Source organism: Kitasatospora sp. NPDC048407 (assembly GCF_043200475.1).
Classification (GTDB): domain Bacteria; phylum Actinomycetota; class Actinomycetes; order Streptomycetales; family Streptomycetaceae; genus Kitasatospora.
Map to the genome: position 1 here is coordinate 291,091 of NZ_JBICXW010000008.1, position 14,520 is coordinate 305,610.

The 14,520-nt window shown below is 71.8% G+C and carries 13 protein-coding genes; 11 read left to right on the forward strand and 2 right to left on the reverse strand.

All coding sequences use genetic code 11. From position 1 onward, the window contains the following. Positions 1–103 precede the first annotated feature (103 nt). Genes ACGFWJ_RS18165 through ACGFWJ_RS18175 form a run of 3 tightly spaced genes read left to right on the forward strand, consistent with a single transcriptional unit; the run spans position 104 to position 3,609 of the window. Positions 104–1,333 carry a UDP-N-acetylglucosamine 2-epimerase gene (locus ACGFWJ_RS18165; RefSeq protein ID WP_392950531.1) on the forward strand — a complete coding sequence of 410 codons (1,230 nt, stop codon included), beginning with the start codon at positions 104–106 and terminating at the stop codon, positions 1,331–1,333. A 34-nt stretch (positions 1,334–1,367) separates the two neighbouring features. Beyond that, on the forward strand, positions 1,368–2,489 hold the full coding sequence (locus tag ACGFWJ_RS18170; RefSeq protein ID WP_392950534.1) for a DegT/DnrJ/EryC1/StrS family aminotransferase: 1,122 nt from the start codon (positions 1,368–1,370) through the stop codon (positions 2,487–2,489). A 19-nt stretch (positions 2,490–2,508) separates the two neighbouring features. Beyond that, positions 2,509–3,609: a Gfo/Idh/MocA family oxidoreductase gene (locus tag ACGFWJ_RS18175; RefSeq protein WP_392950537.1), complete on the forward strand. Its 1,101-nt coding sequence runs from the start codon at positions 2,509–2,511 to the stop codon at positions 3,607–3,609. Positions 3,610–3,700: 91 nt separating this feature from the next. Here ACGFWJ_RS18175 and ACGFWJ_RS18180 read toward each other — a convergent pair whose 3' ends face one another. Together ACGFWJ_RS18180 and ACGFWJ_RS18185 are read right to left on the reverse strand one after the other, a co-directional pair. Continuing rightward, positions 3,701–4,987: a cytochrome P450 gene (locus tag ACGFWJ_RS18180; RefSeq protein WP_392950540.1), complete on the reverse strand. Its 1,287-nt coding sequence runs from the start codon at positions 4,985–4,987 to the stop codon at positions 3,701–3,703. Between the two features lie 17 nt (positions 4,988–5,004). Continuing rightward, a complete protein-coding gene (locus ACGFWJ_RS18185) occupies positions 5,005–6,360 on the reverse strand; it encodes a glutamine synthetase family protein (RefSeq protein WP_387636032.1) in 1,356 nt (451 codons plus the stop codon). Between the two features lie 290 nt (positions 6,361–6,650). On the opposite strand from ACGFWJ_RS18185, the gene ACGFWJ_RS18190 reads away from it, so the two are divergent. The 8 genes from ACGFWJ_RS18190 to ACGFWJ_RS18225 all read left to right on the forward strand — a co-directional run bounded on the left by ACGFWJ_RS18190 (position 6,651) and on the right by ACGFWJ_RS18225 (position 14,369). Further along, positions 6,651–6,839 (forward strand): ferredoxin, encoded by a 189-nt coding sequence (locus ACGFWJ_RS18190; protein ID WP_387636030.1) that lies wholly within the window; start codon positions 6,651–6,653, stop codon positions 6,837–6,839. 19 nt (positions 6,840–6,858) lie between these two features. Further along, the gene (locus ACGFWJ_RS18195) at positions 6,859–8,055 is read left to right on the forward strand and encodes an NAD(P)/FAD-dependent oxidoreductase (RefSeq protein WP_392950573.1); all 1,197 of its coding nucleotides are present in this window, start codon (positions 6,859–6,861) and stop codon (positions 8,053–8,055) included. A gap of 9 nt (positions 8,056–8,064) precedes the next feature. Continuing rightward, positions 8,065–8,877: an acetoacetate decarboxylase family protein gene (locus ACGFWJ_RS18200; RefSeq protein WP_387636028.1), complete on the forward strand. Its 813-nt coding sequence runs from the start codon at positions 8,065–8,067 to the stop codon at positions 8,875–8,877. Between the two features lie 29 nt (positions 8,878–8,906). Beyond that, positions 8,907–10,370 carry an aldehyde dehydrogenase gene (locus tag ACGFWJ_RS18205; RefSeq protein WP_392950545.1) on the forward strand — a complete coding sequence of 488 codons (1,464 nt, stop codon included), beginning with the start codon at positions 8,907–8,909 and terminating at the stop codon, positions 10,368–10,370. Beyond that, the gene (locus tag ACGFWJ_RS18210; RefSeq protein ID WP_392950547.1) at positions 10,363–11,289 is read left to right on the forward strand and encodes a 3,4-dihydroxyphenylacetate 2,3-dioxygenase; all 927 of its coding nucleotides are present in this window, start codon (positions 10,363–10,365) and stop codon (positions 11,287–11,289) included. The genes ACGFWJ_RS18205 and ACGFWJ_RS18210 overlap by 8 nt, the downstream gene beginning before the upstream one ends. A 13-nt stretch (positions 11,290–11,302) precedes the next feature. Continuing rightward, positions 11,303–12,148 (forward strand): fumarylacetoacetate hydrolase family protein, encoded by an 846-nt coding sequence (locus ACGFWJ_RS18215; RefSeq protein WP_387859054.1) that lies wholly within the window; start codon positions 11,303–11,305, stop codon positions 12,146–12,148. A gap of 28 nt (positions 12,149–12,176) precedes the next feature. After that, positions 12,177–12,782 carry a TetR/AcrR family transcriptional regulator gene (locus ACGFWJ_RS18220; RefSeq protein WP_392950550.1) on the forward strand — a complete coding sequence of 202 codons (606 nt, stop codon included), beginning with the start codon at positions 12,177–12,179 and terminating at the stop codon, positions 12,780–12,782. 135 nt (positions 12,783–12,917) lie between these two features. After that, entirely contained in the window at positions 12,918–14,369 is a 1,452-nt protein-coding gene (locus tag ACGFWJ_RS18225; RefSeq protein WP_392950553.1) for an APC family permease, read from the forward strand. Positions 14,370–14,520: the final 151 nt, after the last annotated feature.

Sequence of the window (14,520 nt, forward strand, 5' to 3'; positions counted from 1 at the left end):
CCACCTGGCCCAAGCGCCGGACCGGCCCGCCCCGGCCGAACCTAGGCTCCTCGTAGCTCGGCGAACAGCCTTGCGACAGCTGCCAGGGAGGCAGGTGGGAGACATGGACACCGGCCCGACGATCACCGTGTACCTGGGCGCCCGCCCCAACACGCCCAAGGTCTGGACGCTTCAGCAGGCGGTCGGCAAGATGCGCACGCCAGGCGCCGCCTGGACGTACGTGCACACCGGCCAGCACTTCGACCCACGCCTCGGGCAGGGACTCTGCGACGAGCTCGACCTGCACGTGGACCGGTGGCTGCGCTGCGGCGACGCCGCCAGTGACGCCGAGCAGATCGGCCGGCTGTGCGCCCTGGTCGAGCGCGACCTCGACGAGCACCCGGCGGAGGCCGTGGTGGTGGTCGGCGACGTGAACTCCACCGTCGCCGCCGCGCTGGTCGCCGCCCGCCGGGGCACTCCGGTGATCCACCTGGAGGCGGGCCTGCGCTCGCCCGACCGCACCCCCGAGGAGGCCAACCGCCGCATCGTCACCGCCTGCACCGACCACCACCTGGCCACCACCGCCGAGGCCGTGGACGCGCTGCACGGCGAGGGCATACCGGGCGGGTCCGTGCACTTCGTGGGCAACCCCATGGCGGAGTGCCACCTCGCCCACCACGACCCCGACCGGGACGCGGCGACCCTGAACCGGCTCGGCCTCACCCCGGGCACCTACGTGCTGGCCACGCTGCACAAGCCGGCCGCGCTCAGCCACCCCAAGCCGGTGCTGGACGTGCTGCGCGACCTGGCCGCGCACGGCCTGACGCCCGTCCTCCCGCTGCACCCCCGGGCCGCCGGGCATCTGGCCGAGAACGGCCTGCTCGACCGCAGCCTGAGCGAACGGGTGCTGCCGCCGCAGCCGTACCTGGCCTTCGGGGCGCTGCTGCGCAACTGCGCGTTCGTGGTGACGGACTCCGACGGCGTCCAGGAGGAGGCCGCCGCCGCGCAGGTCGCCTGCCTGGCCACGGTGCCCGGCAGTGCCCGCGAAGTCACCCGGGCCGTCGGCAGCACGCACTTCGCGGACAGCTGGCTGCACCTGCCCACCCGGGACATCCTCGCGCTGGCGGCCGGCCGGCCCACCCGGCGGCCGGAACGCTGGGACTCCCGGGTCAGCGACCGCATCGCCACCGCCCTCGACGGCATCCTGCCCGCGCTGCCGCACCGCGGCGTCCACCCGCGCGCGGAGCGCCTGGGCAGCCGGACGCCGCGCCAGCCGCGCGAGTCGCGGGAGTCGCGGGAGTTGCGGCAGTCGCGGCAGTCGCGGGCCCGCACCCGGGCGCGTTCCGGGCGCTGAGCCGGAAACACCGAGAACCCCAGGAGACCGAGCCATGAGCAGAGTTCTGCATGTGCCGTTCACCGGAGCCGATCGCGAATTCGACGACATCGGCCAGGAGATGATGGCGGCGATCGAGAAGGTGTTCCGCTCCGGGCAGGTGATGAACGGAGAGTCCGTGCCGCGCCTGGAGCAGTCGCTGGCCGAGCTCTCCGGCCGCCGCCACGCACGCGTGGTCAACTCGGGCACCGACGCCGTGTACTTCGCCCTGGTGGCGGCCGGAATCGGGCCCGGCGACGAGGTGCTGCTCGGTGACGTCTCGTTCGTCGCGACCCTGCACGCGATCGTCCGGACCGGCGCCACACCGGTGTTCGTCGACGTGACCGACGAGGGCACCATCGACCTCGACCTGGCAGAGGAGGCTGTCGGGCCGCGCAGCAAGGCGCTGGTGGTCGTGCAGCTGTACGGGCGGATGGCCGCGCCCGACCCGGTGGAGAAGTTCGCGCGGGCGCACGGCCTGGCGCTGGTCGAGGACGCGGCGCAGTCGCTGGGCGCCGAGGTGAACGGGCGGCGCAGCGGCACGCTGGGGCTGGCCAGTTGCCACAGTTTCGACGCGATGAAGGTCATTCCCGCACCGGGCACCGGCGGGGTGGTGCTGACAGACGATCCGGCGGTGGCCGAGAGCGTCGAGCAGCTCAGGCACTGGGGGTTCGCGGACGCCGAGAAGCGGCGTGTGGTGCGGCTGGGGCACAACTCGCAGATGTCCTCGCTGACCGCCGCCGTCCTCGCGGTGAAACTCGCCCAGGAGGAAAGGTGGCTGAAGCAACGCCGTGCTACCGCCTCGACCTACTCGGCGGGGTTCGGCGACCTCGGGTGCGGCCTGCCGGAGCACGGCTCGCTGCGCGAGAACATCTTCCACAAGTACGTGCTGCGCACCCCGAAGCGGGACGAACTGGCCGCAGCCCTGCGGGCCTCCGGCGTCGAGACGCTGGTGCACTACCCGTACGCGCTGCACACGCTGCCGTTCCTGGAGCGGCACCCGCACCGGGTGGTCGGCGACGGCCGGGCGAAGAAGCACGCCGCCGAGGTGATCTCGCTGCCGATCCACCCCTACCTCACCGACGAGGAGATCGCCCACGTCGTGACCAGCACCCGCGAAGCGCTGCTCGCGGGCTGAGCTACAGGCGGAGGAGACCATGACCACAACGGACTTCGACGGGCACGTCCGTTACCAGTTCGAGTACGAGAACCCGATCCGCTGCGCCTTCATCGGCGCGGGCGGGCACTCGTACCGGAACGTCTATCCGTCGTTCCAGTACGCGCCGGTCGACCTGCGGGCGATCTGCGACCTCGACGGCGACCGGGCGGCGAAGTACGCGCGGATCTTCGGCGCCGCCCACAGCTACACCGACCACCGGGAGATGCTGGAGCGGGAGCGGCCGGACGCGGTGTTCATCGTGACGGCGTACGACAAGGACGGGCGGCTCCAGGCGGTCGATCTGGCGCTCGACTGCCTGGCGGCGGGCGCGCACGTGTGGATGGAGAAGCCCACCGCGACGTCGAGCGCGGAGGTGGGGCTGCTCCAGGAGGCGGCGCGGCAGGCCGGCCGGGTGGTGGTGACCGGAATGAAGACGGTGTTCTCGCCGGCCATGACCCGGGTGAAGGAGATCGTCTCCGGGGCCGAGTTCGGCGGGCCGTCGTCGATCTCCGTCCGCTACCCGCTGTCGATGCCGGCGTTCGAACGGCGCGACAGCCTGGTGGAGATGAACTGGTTCCTCGACTGCATCTTCCATCCGGCCGCCGTGCTGCTGCACCTGATGGGCCCGCTGGACCGGATCAGCCACGAGTGGGAGGAGCGCACCGGCGCCAGCGTCACCGTGATGCGGTTCGAGTCGGGCGCGATCGGCACGCTGCACCTGACGGCGGGGGAGTCGCCCAGCAGCCCGTCCAGCCGGGTGGAGGTGATCGGCCACAACGCCAACGTGGTGGTGGAGAACGGCAATTCGGTCACCTACTACCGGCCGACGCCGCCCCGTGCGTACGGCCGCACCGGGTCGTACCTGGTGCCGACGGAGGACGCGCCGCTGCACTGGGAGCCCGAGTACTCGTACGGGCAGCTGTACAACAAGAACCTGTTCTTCCTCGGTTACGTCGACGAGATCAGGTACTTCTGCGACTGCGTGCTGAACGGCACGTCCCCCGAACTCGGTTCGCTGGACCAGGCGTTCCACATCCTCCAGCTCTTCGAGGCCTACCGCCGGGCCGAGCCGGGGACGTGGACGACCGTCAAGGTGTAGCGCCCGCTGTCGCGTTCAGGCCCGCCCTGGCCGTTCGGGACGAGGAGAGGCCCCGGACGGCCAGGGCGGCCTTGGCGCGGCCGGCGGAAGGTCAGGCGAGGGTCACCGAGACCGGGAGCTTCTTGATGCCGTTGACGAAGTTGGAGCGGACCCGGGGAACGTCGCCGGCCAGCTCGATGGAGGCCAGGCGCGGGATCAGCTCCTCGAACATGATGCGGATCTCGGTGCGGGCGAGCAGGTTGCCCAGGCAGAGGTGGGGGCTGCCCTTGCCGAAGGTGATGTGGTCGTTGTCCTGGCGGGTGACGTCGAAGTCGTAGGGGTTGCCGAAGACTTCCTCGTCGCGGTTGCCGGAGGCGAACCACATGACGACCTTGTCGCCCTCCTTGATGTTCTTGCCGCCGAGCTCGACGTCGCGCGTCGCGGTGCGGCGGAAGTGGTAGACGGGGGAGGCCCAGCGCAGGAACTCCTCGACCGCGGCGGGGATCAGCGAGGGGTCCTGCTGGAGGCGGGCGAGCTGCTCGGGGTGCTGGAGCAGCGCCAGCATGGAGTGGCTGATGGTGTGCCGGGTGGTCTCGTTGCCGGCCACGACCAGCAGCAGGAAGTAGTTGTCGAAGTCCTGCGCGGTCAGCGGGACGCCGTCCTTCGGGGTCTCGTTGACCAGGCGGGAGATCAGGTCGGTGCCGTTGCCGCCGCGGCGCTGCGCGGCGAGTTCGCGGCCGTAGGCGAACACCTCGAGCGAGGCGGGGGAGCGGAACGGCAGGTCGCGGTACTTCTCGCTCTCCGCGCTGTGCAGCAGGACGTCGGCGTAGTCGGGGTCGGTGTTGCCGATGATCCGGTTGCCCCAGTCGATGAGCTGCTGGTTGTCCTCCGGCGGGACGTCCAGCAGCCGGGCCAGGACGTTGATCGGGAAGTCGGCGGAGACCTCCTTGACGAAGTCGAAGGTGCCCTTGGCGAGCGCGGCGTCCAGCGTGGTGGCGGTCAGGCCGCGCAGGAAGTCGGCGTAGCTGTTGATGACGCTCGCGCCGAACTGCCGCTGGAGCAGGCTGCGCAGGGCGCGGTGGCGGACGCCGTCGAGCTCCAGGATGGAGGCGCGCTTCTTGATCTGGTCGTCGTCGACCTCCTCCAGGTTGACGAACCGGGCGGAGGTGAAGGTCTCGGCGTCGCGGTCGACGCGGGCGATGTCGGCGTGCTTGGTGAGCGCCCAGAAGCCGGAGTTGGGCGCTTCCTCCTCCTGCCAGTGCACCGGGTCCTGGTGGCGCAGGGTGTGGAACATCCGGTACGGGGTGACACCGTCGGTGAAGTTGTCGAGATCGGCCAGGTTCACCTGGTCCAGCGGCATCGGCTCGGGCACGGCACCGGAAACGGCAGCGGTGGTCATGGGAATCGCTCCTCGGCTTACAGGTGGTAGGCGTACTCGGTGAACTCCCAGTCGGTGACGTGCCGATGGAAGCGGGCGACCTCGTCGCGCTTGTACGAGAGGTAGGCGGTGGTGAAGTCCTTGCCGAGCACCTCGGTCAGCGCGGTGTCGGCCTCCAGCGCGTCGAGCGCGTCGGGCAGGGACTGCGGCAGGACCGGGGACTTGGCGGGGTCGTAGCCGTAGCCCTCCAGCGGGGCGGGCGGCTCGTCTCCGGCGATCACGCCGAGCAGCGCGGCCGCGAGGGTGCCGGCGATCAGCAGGTAGGGGTTGGCGCTGGCGTCGCCGAGGCGCAGTTCGAAGCGGGAGCCGCCGCCGCGCTCCGGGGGGATGCGGACCATGGCGCTGCGGTTGTCGAGGCCCCAGTCGATCAGCCACGGGGCGAGGGTGTCGGGGCCGAAGCGCTTGTAGGAGTTGATCGTCGGGTTGGACAGCGCGGCGAGCGCGGGGGCGTGCGCGAGGATGCCCGCGACCGCGTGGCGGGCGGTGGTGCTCAGCCCGTACGGGGCGGACGGGTCGTCGAACAGGTTGCCGCCCTCGTCGTCCGTGCAGGACAGGTGCAGGTGGAAGCCGGAGCCGCCGGCGCCCATGAACGGCTTGGCCATGAAGGTGGCCAACCGGCCTTCGGTGCGGGCCAGTTCCTTGATGGCGGACTTGAAGCGGAAGGCCCGGTCGGCGGCCGACATGGCGTCCGAGTGGGTCAGGTTGATCTCGAACTGCGAGCCGTCGAACTCGTGGTTCCCGCTGGTGACGCCGATGTTCAGCTCGCGCAGCCGGCGCAGGGTGCGCAGCAGGTGGTTGTCGCCGTCGGCGCGCAGGCCCGCGGTGTAGACGACGCCGGAGGCGTCGCTGTAGCGGCGCCAGCCGCGGGCGGTGTCGGGGGCCGGGTCGCACAGGAAGTACTCGAGCTCCGGGCCGACGATCGGGTGCAGCCCGTACTCGCGGGCCCGTTCGACGACGGCGCGCAGCAGGTCGCGGGGCGACTCGGGGGCGGGGCGTCCGGTGGCGGGGTCGGTGACGTCGCCGAGGCAGGTGGCGACGCCGGGCTCCCACGGCAGCGGGGTGAGGGTGTCGAGGTCGGGGCGCACGCAGATGTCGGGCAGGCCCGCGTCCAGGCCGCCGGGGACGGCGACGACGTCGCCCTGCGGGCTGGTGTGGTAGACGGCGCGGCAGAACGCCAGGCCGTGGTCGCAGGCCGAGGGCAGGTGGTCCAGCAGCACGTCCCGGGCCCGTTCGGTGCCGATCAGGTCGGGATAGGTCACCCGGACCACGTCGATGCCCTGGGCGGCCAGCCGCTCCTGGTGGTGGCGGACGGGCGGGGTGTCGGATGCGCTCACCGGTGTCTCCTGTGGGGAAGTGTGGGGCGCCGCCCAGGACGCGCGGGGTACGGGCGCTCGCGGTGCTGGGGGGAGGGGAGCGGCAGGTTCGGACTGCGGTTGGGCGCAGGAACCGCTCGCTGTTGGTGGCCAACCGTAGAGACGCAGGTCACCGGCCCGCAAGGGGTCCGGCACATAAATTTATCCATCCGTATAGCTATTGACCCGGGGCTGGCTGCTTCCTATGTTGTTTGACGCCAAATGACTTTCCGGCGCCCCCTCAGCCCCACCCACCCCCAGGAGGACCGGCCATGCAGGTCGTCGTCGACATGAACAAGTGCCAGGACCACGGCCAGTGCGTCTTCGCCGCCCCCGACGTCTTCTCCTTCGACGAAGCCGGCCGTCTCGCGTACGTCGCCGACCCCGACGAGGCGCTGCGCGCCGACGTCGAGGAAGCCGCCGACGTCTGCCCGCTGCAGGCCATCCGGATCGAAGGCTGAGCCGGTGAACGCCGCACCCATCGTGGTGGCCGGCGCCTCCATGGCCGGCCTGCGCACCGCCGAACAGCTGCGCGCCGCCGGCTGGACCGGCCCGATCACCCTCGTCGGGGACGAGCCCCACGCGCCGTACAACCGGCCCCCGCTGTCCAAGGAAGTGCTGGCCGGCAAGGCCACCTTCGAGTCGCTCGCCTTCCGCCCCCGGGCCGCCGTCGCCGACGTCGAGTGGCGCCTCGGGACCTCGGTGGTCCGCGCCGACCTCGCCCGGCAGATCGTCGAACTCTCCGACGGCGAGAGCCTGTCGTACGCCGCGCTGGTCGCCGCCACCGGCATGCGCTCGCGCCGCCTGCGCTGCCCCGGCCCCACCGCCGGGCGGCACACCGTCCGCACCCTGGACGACGCCCAGGAGCTGCGCGCCGCACTGACCGCGCCCGGCGCGCGGGTGGTGGTGGTCGGCGCCGGCTTCATCGGCTGCGAGGTCGCCGCCACCGCCGTGGCGCTCGGCGCCGCCGAGGTCACCGTGGTCGACCCGCTGCCGCTGCCGATGGCCGGACCGCTCGGCGAACTGCTCGGCGGCGCGCTGAAGCGCCGGCACGAACAGCGCGGCGTCCGCTTCGCGCTCGGCTGCGGCGTGACCGGCTTCGAGGGCGAGGAGCACGTCACCGGCGTGGCACTCGCCGACGGCCGGGTGCTGCCCGCCGACGTGGTGGTGGAGTCGGTCGGCTCGGTGGCCAACACCGAGTGGCTCGACGGCAACGGACTCGACCTCACCGACGGCGTGCTCACCGACCAGCACCTGCGGGTCGGCGGCCGGCCGGAGGTGGTCGCCGTCGGCGACGTCGCCCGCTTCCCCAACGCCCGCTACGACGGAGTGCCGCGCCGCGTCGAGCACTGGTCGATCCCCACCGACACCGCCAAGCACGCCGCCAAGGTGCTCCTCGCGCACCTCACCGGCACCGAGCACGGCCTCGACCCGTTCGCGCCGCTGCCGACCTTCTGGAGCGACCAGCACGACTTCCGCCTCCAGTCGTTCGGCGCCCCCGCCCTCGGCCGCGAGGACGTGCGCGTCCTGGACGGCGACCCGGACGGGGACGTCCTGGTCGGCTACCACCACGGCGAACGCCTGGTCGGCGTCGTCGCCCTCGGCGGCCAGCAGGCCGCGGCCGCCGCCGCCCGCTACCGCGCCGAGCTGCTCAAGCAGCCCGCCCCCACCGCGTAAGGAACCCAAGTGGCCGATGTCCGTGGATACTTCCACCCCAAGACCGCGACGGGCTCCTCGTCGCTGATCCCCTCGCCGCCGTGGCGCTACTCCGGCGACCTGCTCACCATCGAGTACCGCACCGACCCGGAGCGGGTGCGCGAACTGCTGCCCGAGCCGCTGGAACTCGCCGACGAGGACCCCGGCGCGGTCGCGCTGATCTGGGCCGACTGGCAGTCCTGCTCCGCCTCCGGCCGGGAACTGCTCGACCCGGTGCTCGCCCAGTACAAGGAAGCCTTCGCGGTCGTGCGCTGCAAGTTCCAGGGGCAGACGTACTCGCGCTGTGTGTACATCTGGGTCGACAAGGACTTCGCGATCGCCCGCGGCCTGCACCAGGGCTACCCGAAGAAGCTCGGCTCGATCCACCAGACCCGCCCGCACCCCTACGGCCCCGCGCCGCGGATCGAGGCCGGCGCCCGGTTCGGCGCCACCCTCGCCGCCGCCGACCGCCGCCTCGCCCAGGCCGTGGTGACGCTGCGCGAGCCGTCCGAGACCAACGGGTTCGTCAACGGCCACCCGATGGCCCACCACCGCTGGCTGCCCTCGATCGAGAAGGGCCAGGGCCTCGCCCTGGACGAGCTGGTCGCCTCCGGCGCCGCCTCCTTCGAAGCCGGACCGGCCTGGGTCGGCGACTTCGACCTGGACCTGTTCGAGTCGCCCACCGAGGAGCTCGCCCGGCTCGAGATCCGCGAGCCCATCGCCGCCTACTACCGCCAGGTCGGCGTGGTCTGGGACGGCGGCCGGCTGCTGGCCTCCAACACCACCACCGTCGCCGCCGAGTAACTCCCGTGCCCAGCAAGGAAATTGACGCAATGAGCGGACACCTCACCACCGTCGCCGGGGTCACCGTCGACACCCGGCACTGGATCGGCGGCGAACGCGTCGCCTCCGCCGCGACCTTCACCGACCACTCGCCGATCGACGGCACCGTCCTCGGCGAGATCGCCCGCGGCACCGCCACCGAGGCCGAGGCGGCCGTCGCCGCCGCCAAGGCCGCCTTCCCCGCCTGGGCCGCCACCTCCCGCGAGGAGCGCGCCCGCCTGCTGCACGCCATCGCGGACGGCGTCGAGCGGCGGCTGGAGGACCTGGCCGTCGTCGAGACCGCCGACAACGGCGCCCTGCTGCGCTCGCACCGGCGCGGCGTGATGCCCCGGGTCGCGCACAACTTCCGGTTCTTCGCCGACTGGCTGCTGACCCTCGGCCACGAGGACTTCGACACCCGCGGCCACACCAACCACGTCAGCTGGGACCCGGCCGGCCCCTGCGTGCTGATCACGCCGTGGAACGCGCCGCTGATGCTCGCGACCTGGAAGATCGCCCCCGCGCTGGCGGCCGGCAACACGGTCGTCCTCAAGCCCGCCGAGTGGACGCCGATGACGGCCTCGCTGCTCGCCGACATCGCCGCCGAGGCCGGGCTGCCGGCCGGCGTGTTCAACGTGGTGCAGGGCCTCGGTTCGGAGATCGGCGACGCGCTGACCTCGCACCCCGACGTGCGCCGGATCAGCTTCACCGGCTCGGTGCCGACCGCCAAGCACATCGCCGCGTCCGCCGCCGCCAACCTCACCCCGCTCAGCCTCGAACTCGGCGGCAAGTCACCGCTGTTGGTGTTCGCCGACGCCGACCTCGACCTCGCCGTCGACCTCGCCGTCGAGCAGTACGACAACGCCGGACAGGTCTGCCTGGCCGCCACCCGGCTGCTGGTCGAGGAGTCCGTCGCCGAGGAGTTCACCCGCCGCTTCGCCGAGAAGGCCGCCGAGCTGCGCCAGGGCGACCCGCGCGAGCTGCCGACCGACATCGGCCCGAACATCCACGAGCGCCAGCTGGAGAAGATCGACGGCTTCGTGCGGCGGGCCATCGAGGCCGGCGCCCGCGCCGTCATCGGCGGCGAGCGCCTGGCCGGACAGTTCTACGCGCCGACCCTGCTCACCGACGTCGCGCAGGACTCGGAGATCGTCCAGGAGGAGGTGTTCGGCCCCGTCCTGACGCTCCAGACCTTCCGCGACGAGGCGGAGGCCGTCCGCCTCGCCAACGACACCCGGTTCGGCCTGGCCGCCACCCTCGCCACCGGCGACCAGGAGCGGGCCGCGCGGGTCACCGGGCAGCTGGTCGCGGGCACCGTCTGGGTCAACTGCTTCTTCGTCCGCGACCTCCAGGCCCCGTTCGGCGGCTCCCGGCACTCCGGCGTCGGCCGGGAGGGCGGCACCTGGAGCTTCGACTTCTACTGCGACGTCAAGAACACCGTCACCGCGCCGAAGGGTTGGAAGGACCATGGGTGAGATCGTCGGGGCCGGCCTGTTGGCCCACGTCCCCACCGTCGTGCTCCCCGAGGAGATCCGGCGGGAGCTGAACGAGGGCAAGGAGATCACCCTCGTCACCGGCCTGAAGCAGCTGCGCGAGGAGGTGTTCGGGCGCGACGACTACGACACCGTGGTGGTGCTCGACTCGCACTGGGCGACCACCGTCGAATTCGTGGTCACCGCGCAGCAGCGCCGGGCCGGGCTGTTCACCTCCGAGGAACTGCCGCGCGGCATGTGCCGGATGCCCTACGACTACCCCGGCGACCCCGAACTCGCCTACAACATCGGGAAGTTCGCCGACAAGCACGGCACCTGGATCACCCCGATCGACGACCCGTACCTGCCGATCTTCTACGCCACCGTCAACCTGTGGAAGTACCTCGGCGAGGGCCTGCCCGACAAGCGCTGGGTGACCATCGGCGTCTGCCAGACCGGCGACGCGGAGGACCACCTGCGCCTCGGCCGCGCGCTGGCCGACGGCATCGCCGCCACGCCCGGCCGCCGGGTGATCGTGATCGCCTCCGGCGCGCTGTCGCACACCTTCTGGCCGCTGCGCGAGCTCCGGGGGCACGAGTCCAGCGACCCCTCGCACATCTTCACCCCCGAGGCGCGGGCCGCCGACGAGCAGCGGATCGAATGGTTCAAGGAAGGGCGGCACGACCAAGTGCTCGACACCATGGACGAGTTCGCCACCTACAAGCCCGAGGCCAGGTTCGCCCACTACCTGATGATGGCCGGCGCCCTCGGCGAGCGGGCGTGCACCGCGAAGGCCCGCCAGTACGGCGAGTACGAGAACTCCATCGGCACCGGCCAGGTCCACCTCTGGTTCGACCGCCCCGAGGACGGCTGGACCGGCACCGGCCTGCCCGCCCCGCGCAATCCCCACAGCCTCGTCTGAGAAAGGCCCCACCGTGCCCGAGTACCGCCGCATCCTCCTCGACGGCGCCGTCGTCGAGACCGTCCGCGACGGCGACGAGCTGGTCGCCGGTGACGGCCGCCGGGTCGCCATCGCCGACGCCCACCACCTGCCGCCCGTGGTGCCGTCCAAGGTGATCGCCGTCCACCTCAACCACCGCAGCCGGGTGGACGAGTTCCAGATCAACCTGACCGACACCCCCACCTACTTCCACAAGCCCACCTCCTCGCTGAACTCGCACGGCGGCGCCATCGTCCGCCCCGAGGGCTGCAAGTGGCTCAACTACGAGGGCGAGGTGGCCATCGTCATCGGGAAGACCGCGCGCAACATCTCCCCCGAGGAGGCGGGTGACTACATCGCGGGCTACACCGTCGCCAACGACTACGGCCTGCACGACTTCCGGGACACCGACGCCGGCTCGATGCTGCGCGTCAAGGGCGCCGACACGCTGTGCCCGCTCGGCCCCGGCCTGGTCACCGACTGGGACTTCCGCGGGAAGAAGCTGCGCACCTACGTCAACGGCGAGGTGGTGCAGGACGGCTCCACCGACGAGATGACCTGGGACATGCACTACCTGGTCGCCGACATCGCCCGCACCATCACCCTGTACCCCGGCGACGTGCTGCTCTCCGGCACCCCCGCCAACTCCCGCCCCGTGCAGCCGGGTGACGTCGTCGAGGTGGAGGTCGAGGGCCTCGGCAAGCTGACCAACCACATCGTCACCGGCCCGACGGCGATCCGCACCGACGTGGGCGCCCAGCCCACCGAGTCGGAGGAGGTGCTGTCCACCGCGCTGGGCGGGGACTGGGAGTTCCGCGGCATCCGGCCTCCGAAGCGCTGAACCGGTGCCTCCCGGTAGGGTCACGGCCATGAACGACCCCGACCAGCTGCCTTCCGCGAACCCCACCACCCGCAAGCGCGTGAAGAACTACGGGACGGGCCGCACCGCGCTGCTGGAGGCGGCGGTGCGGGTGGTGGCCCGGGGGGGCTTGCGCAACCTCACCTACCGGGCCGTCGCGGAGGAGGCCGGGGTCACCCACGGCCTGGTCGTGCACCACTTCGGCTCGCGCGACGCGCTGATCGAGGAGGCGGTGGCGCACGCCGTCCGCTCCTCGATCAGCAGCAGCGCCCTGGAGGCCGGCGCGGAGAGCCCGGCGGAGTTCGCCACCGGCCTGGCCGACATGGTCGAGGCCGGGCCCGAACTCCAGGTGTTCCAGTACGAGTTGCTGCTGGAGGCGCGCCGCCGTCCGGAGCTGCTGGCGCACCTGCGCGGGCTGTACGAGGAGTACTTCGAGGCCAGCCGGCGCGAGCTGGGCCGCCTGCTGCCCGAGCCGGTGAGCCCCGGCCTGTCCCGGCTGGTGTTCGCCGCGCTGGAGGGCCTGGTGCTGCATCAGCTGGTGTTCGGCGAGCGGGCGGCCACCGAGGACGCGCTGTCCGAACTCCGCGCCCTGCTGGAGGGCTTGGCGGACCGCTGACCTGCGCGGCCTGCTTCAAACCGTTACCGCGGGAGCGGTGCGAAACCCTTGCCAAACGGATCGCCTGCCTCCACGATGAGGCAACTCGTTTGACCTGAAACGATTCCCCCCACTTCGATCTGGCAGGTGATCCGTGTGGACAGTCAGACGGCTTCCCGTGAACGGACCGTGCGGCACGCCCCCACCAGTGCCACCCTCAAGCCCAACGCCCTGGGCGTCCTGGGCATCCTCTTCTTCGTCCTGTCCGGCCAGGCGCCGCTGACCGGCATCGCCGGCGCCGCCCCGATCTCCGTCGCCATCGGCAACGGCTCCGGCACCCCCGCCGCCTACGTGGTGGCCGGCGCCGTGGTCCTGCTGTTCTCCGTCGGCTTCATCGCGATGGGGCGGCACGTCGTGGACGCCGGCGCCTTCTACACCTATATCGGCACCGGCCTCGGCCGGACCGCCGGCGCGGGCGGCGCGAGTGTCGCGCTGTTCTCCTACTGCGTCATCCAGGCCGGCATGTACGGCCTGTACGGCTCCATCGTCAGCTCGCTGGTCGCCGACCACACCTCGGTCGACCTGCCCTGGTGGGTCTACACCCTGGTCACCATGGCCGTGGTGCAGGCACTCGGCGCCGCGGGCATCGAGATGGGCGCCAAGGTGCTCGCCGCGTTCGTGCTCGCCGAGTTCAGCATCCTGCTGGTGTTCAGCCTGGTCACGCTGTTCAAGGGCGGCGGCCCCGAAGGGCTCGGACTGGCCGAGAGCTTCTCCCCGTCGGCTGCTCTCCAGGGCGCGCCCGGCATCGCCGTGATGTTCGCCCTGGCGTCCATGTTCGGCTTCGAGGCCACCGCCATCTACGGCGAGGAGGCCCGCGAGCCCAAGAAGACCGTGCCGCGCGCCACCTACCTCTCGGTGCTGGTGGTCACCGGATTCTTCGCTCTCACCTCCTGGTCGCTGATCTCCGCGCACGGCGCCTCCAAGGCCCCCGAGGCCGCCAACCAGGCCCTCGCCGCCGGCGACTCCGCCGGGTTCGTGTTCGCGCCCATCGCCGACCTGTTCGGCGGCTGGGTGAACGGCGTGCTGCCGGTGCTGCTCGCCACCTCGCTGTTCGCCGGCGTCCTCACCTTCCACAACTCCGCCAGCCGCTACCTGTTCTGCCTCGGCCGCGACGGTCAACTCCCCGCCGCACTCTGCCGGTTGAACGGAAAGCACGCCCCCGCCATCGCCGGCCGGGTGCAGACCGCCATCGCCGCGCTGCTGGTGGTGCCGTTCGCGATCGCCGGGCAGGACCCGGTGCTCACCCTGTTCTCCTGGTTCAGCGGCCTCGCCGTCCTCGCCATGATGCTGCTCTACCTGCTGACCTCGGTCTCCGTGGTGGTGTTCTTCCGCCGCAAGCAGGTCGACACCCGGCTGTGGAACACCCTGATCGCCCCCGTACTGGGCGCACTCGGCATCGCCGGCGCCATCTGGCTGATCCTGGCCAACTTCACCACCCTGATCGGCGGCCAACTGAGCACCGCCCTCTGGCTGGTGCTGTCGGTGCCCGTCGTACTCGCGGCCGGGGTGGTCAACCAGCGGATCCGGCAACGGCGTTCACTCACCTGATTCAACCTGCGGCGGGCCCCCCGCCCGTGGGGGGGGGGGGCCCCCCCCCCCGGCGGGCCCCGCCTGACCCACCAGGACAGGCTGCGCCCGGCCGAGGCCCAGCGCCCCCGCACCACCCACCAGATAGAAGGCGCCCACGAGGCCGGCGGCG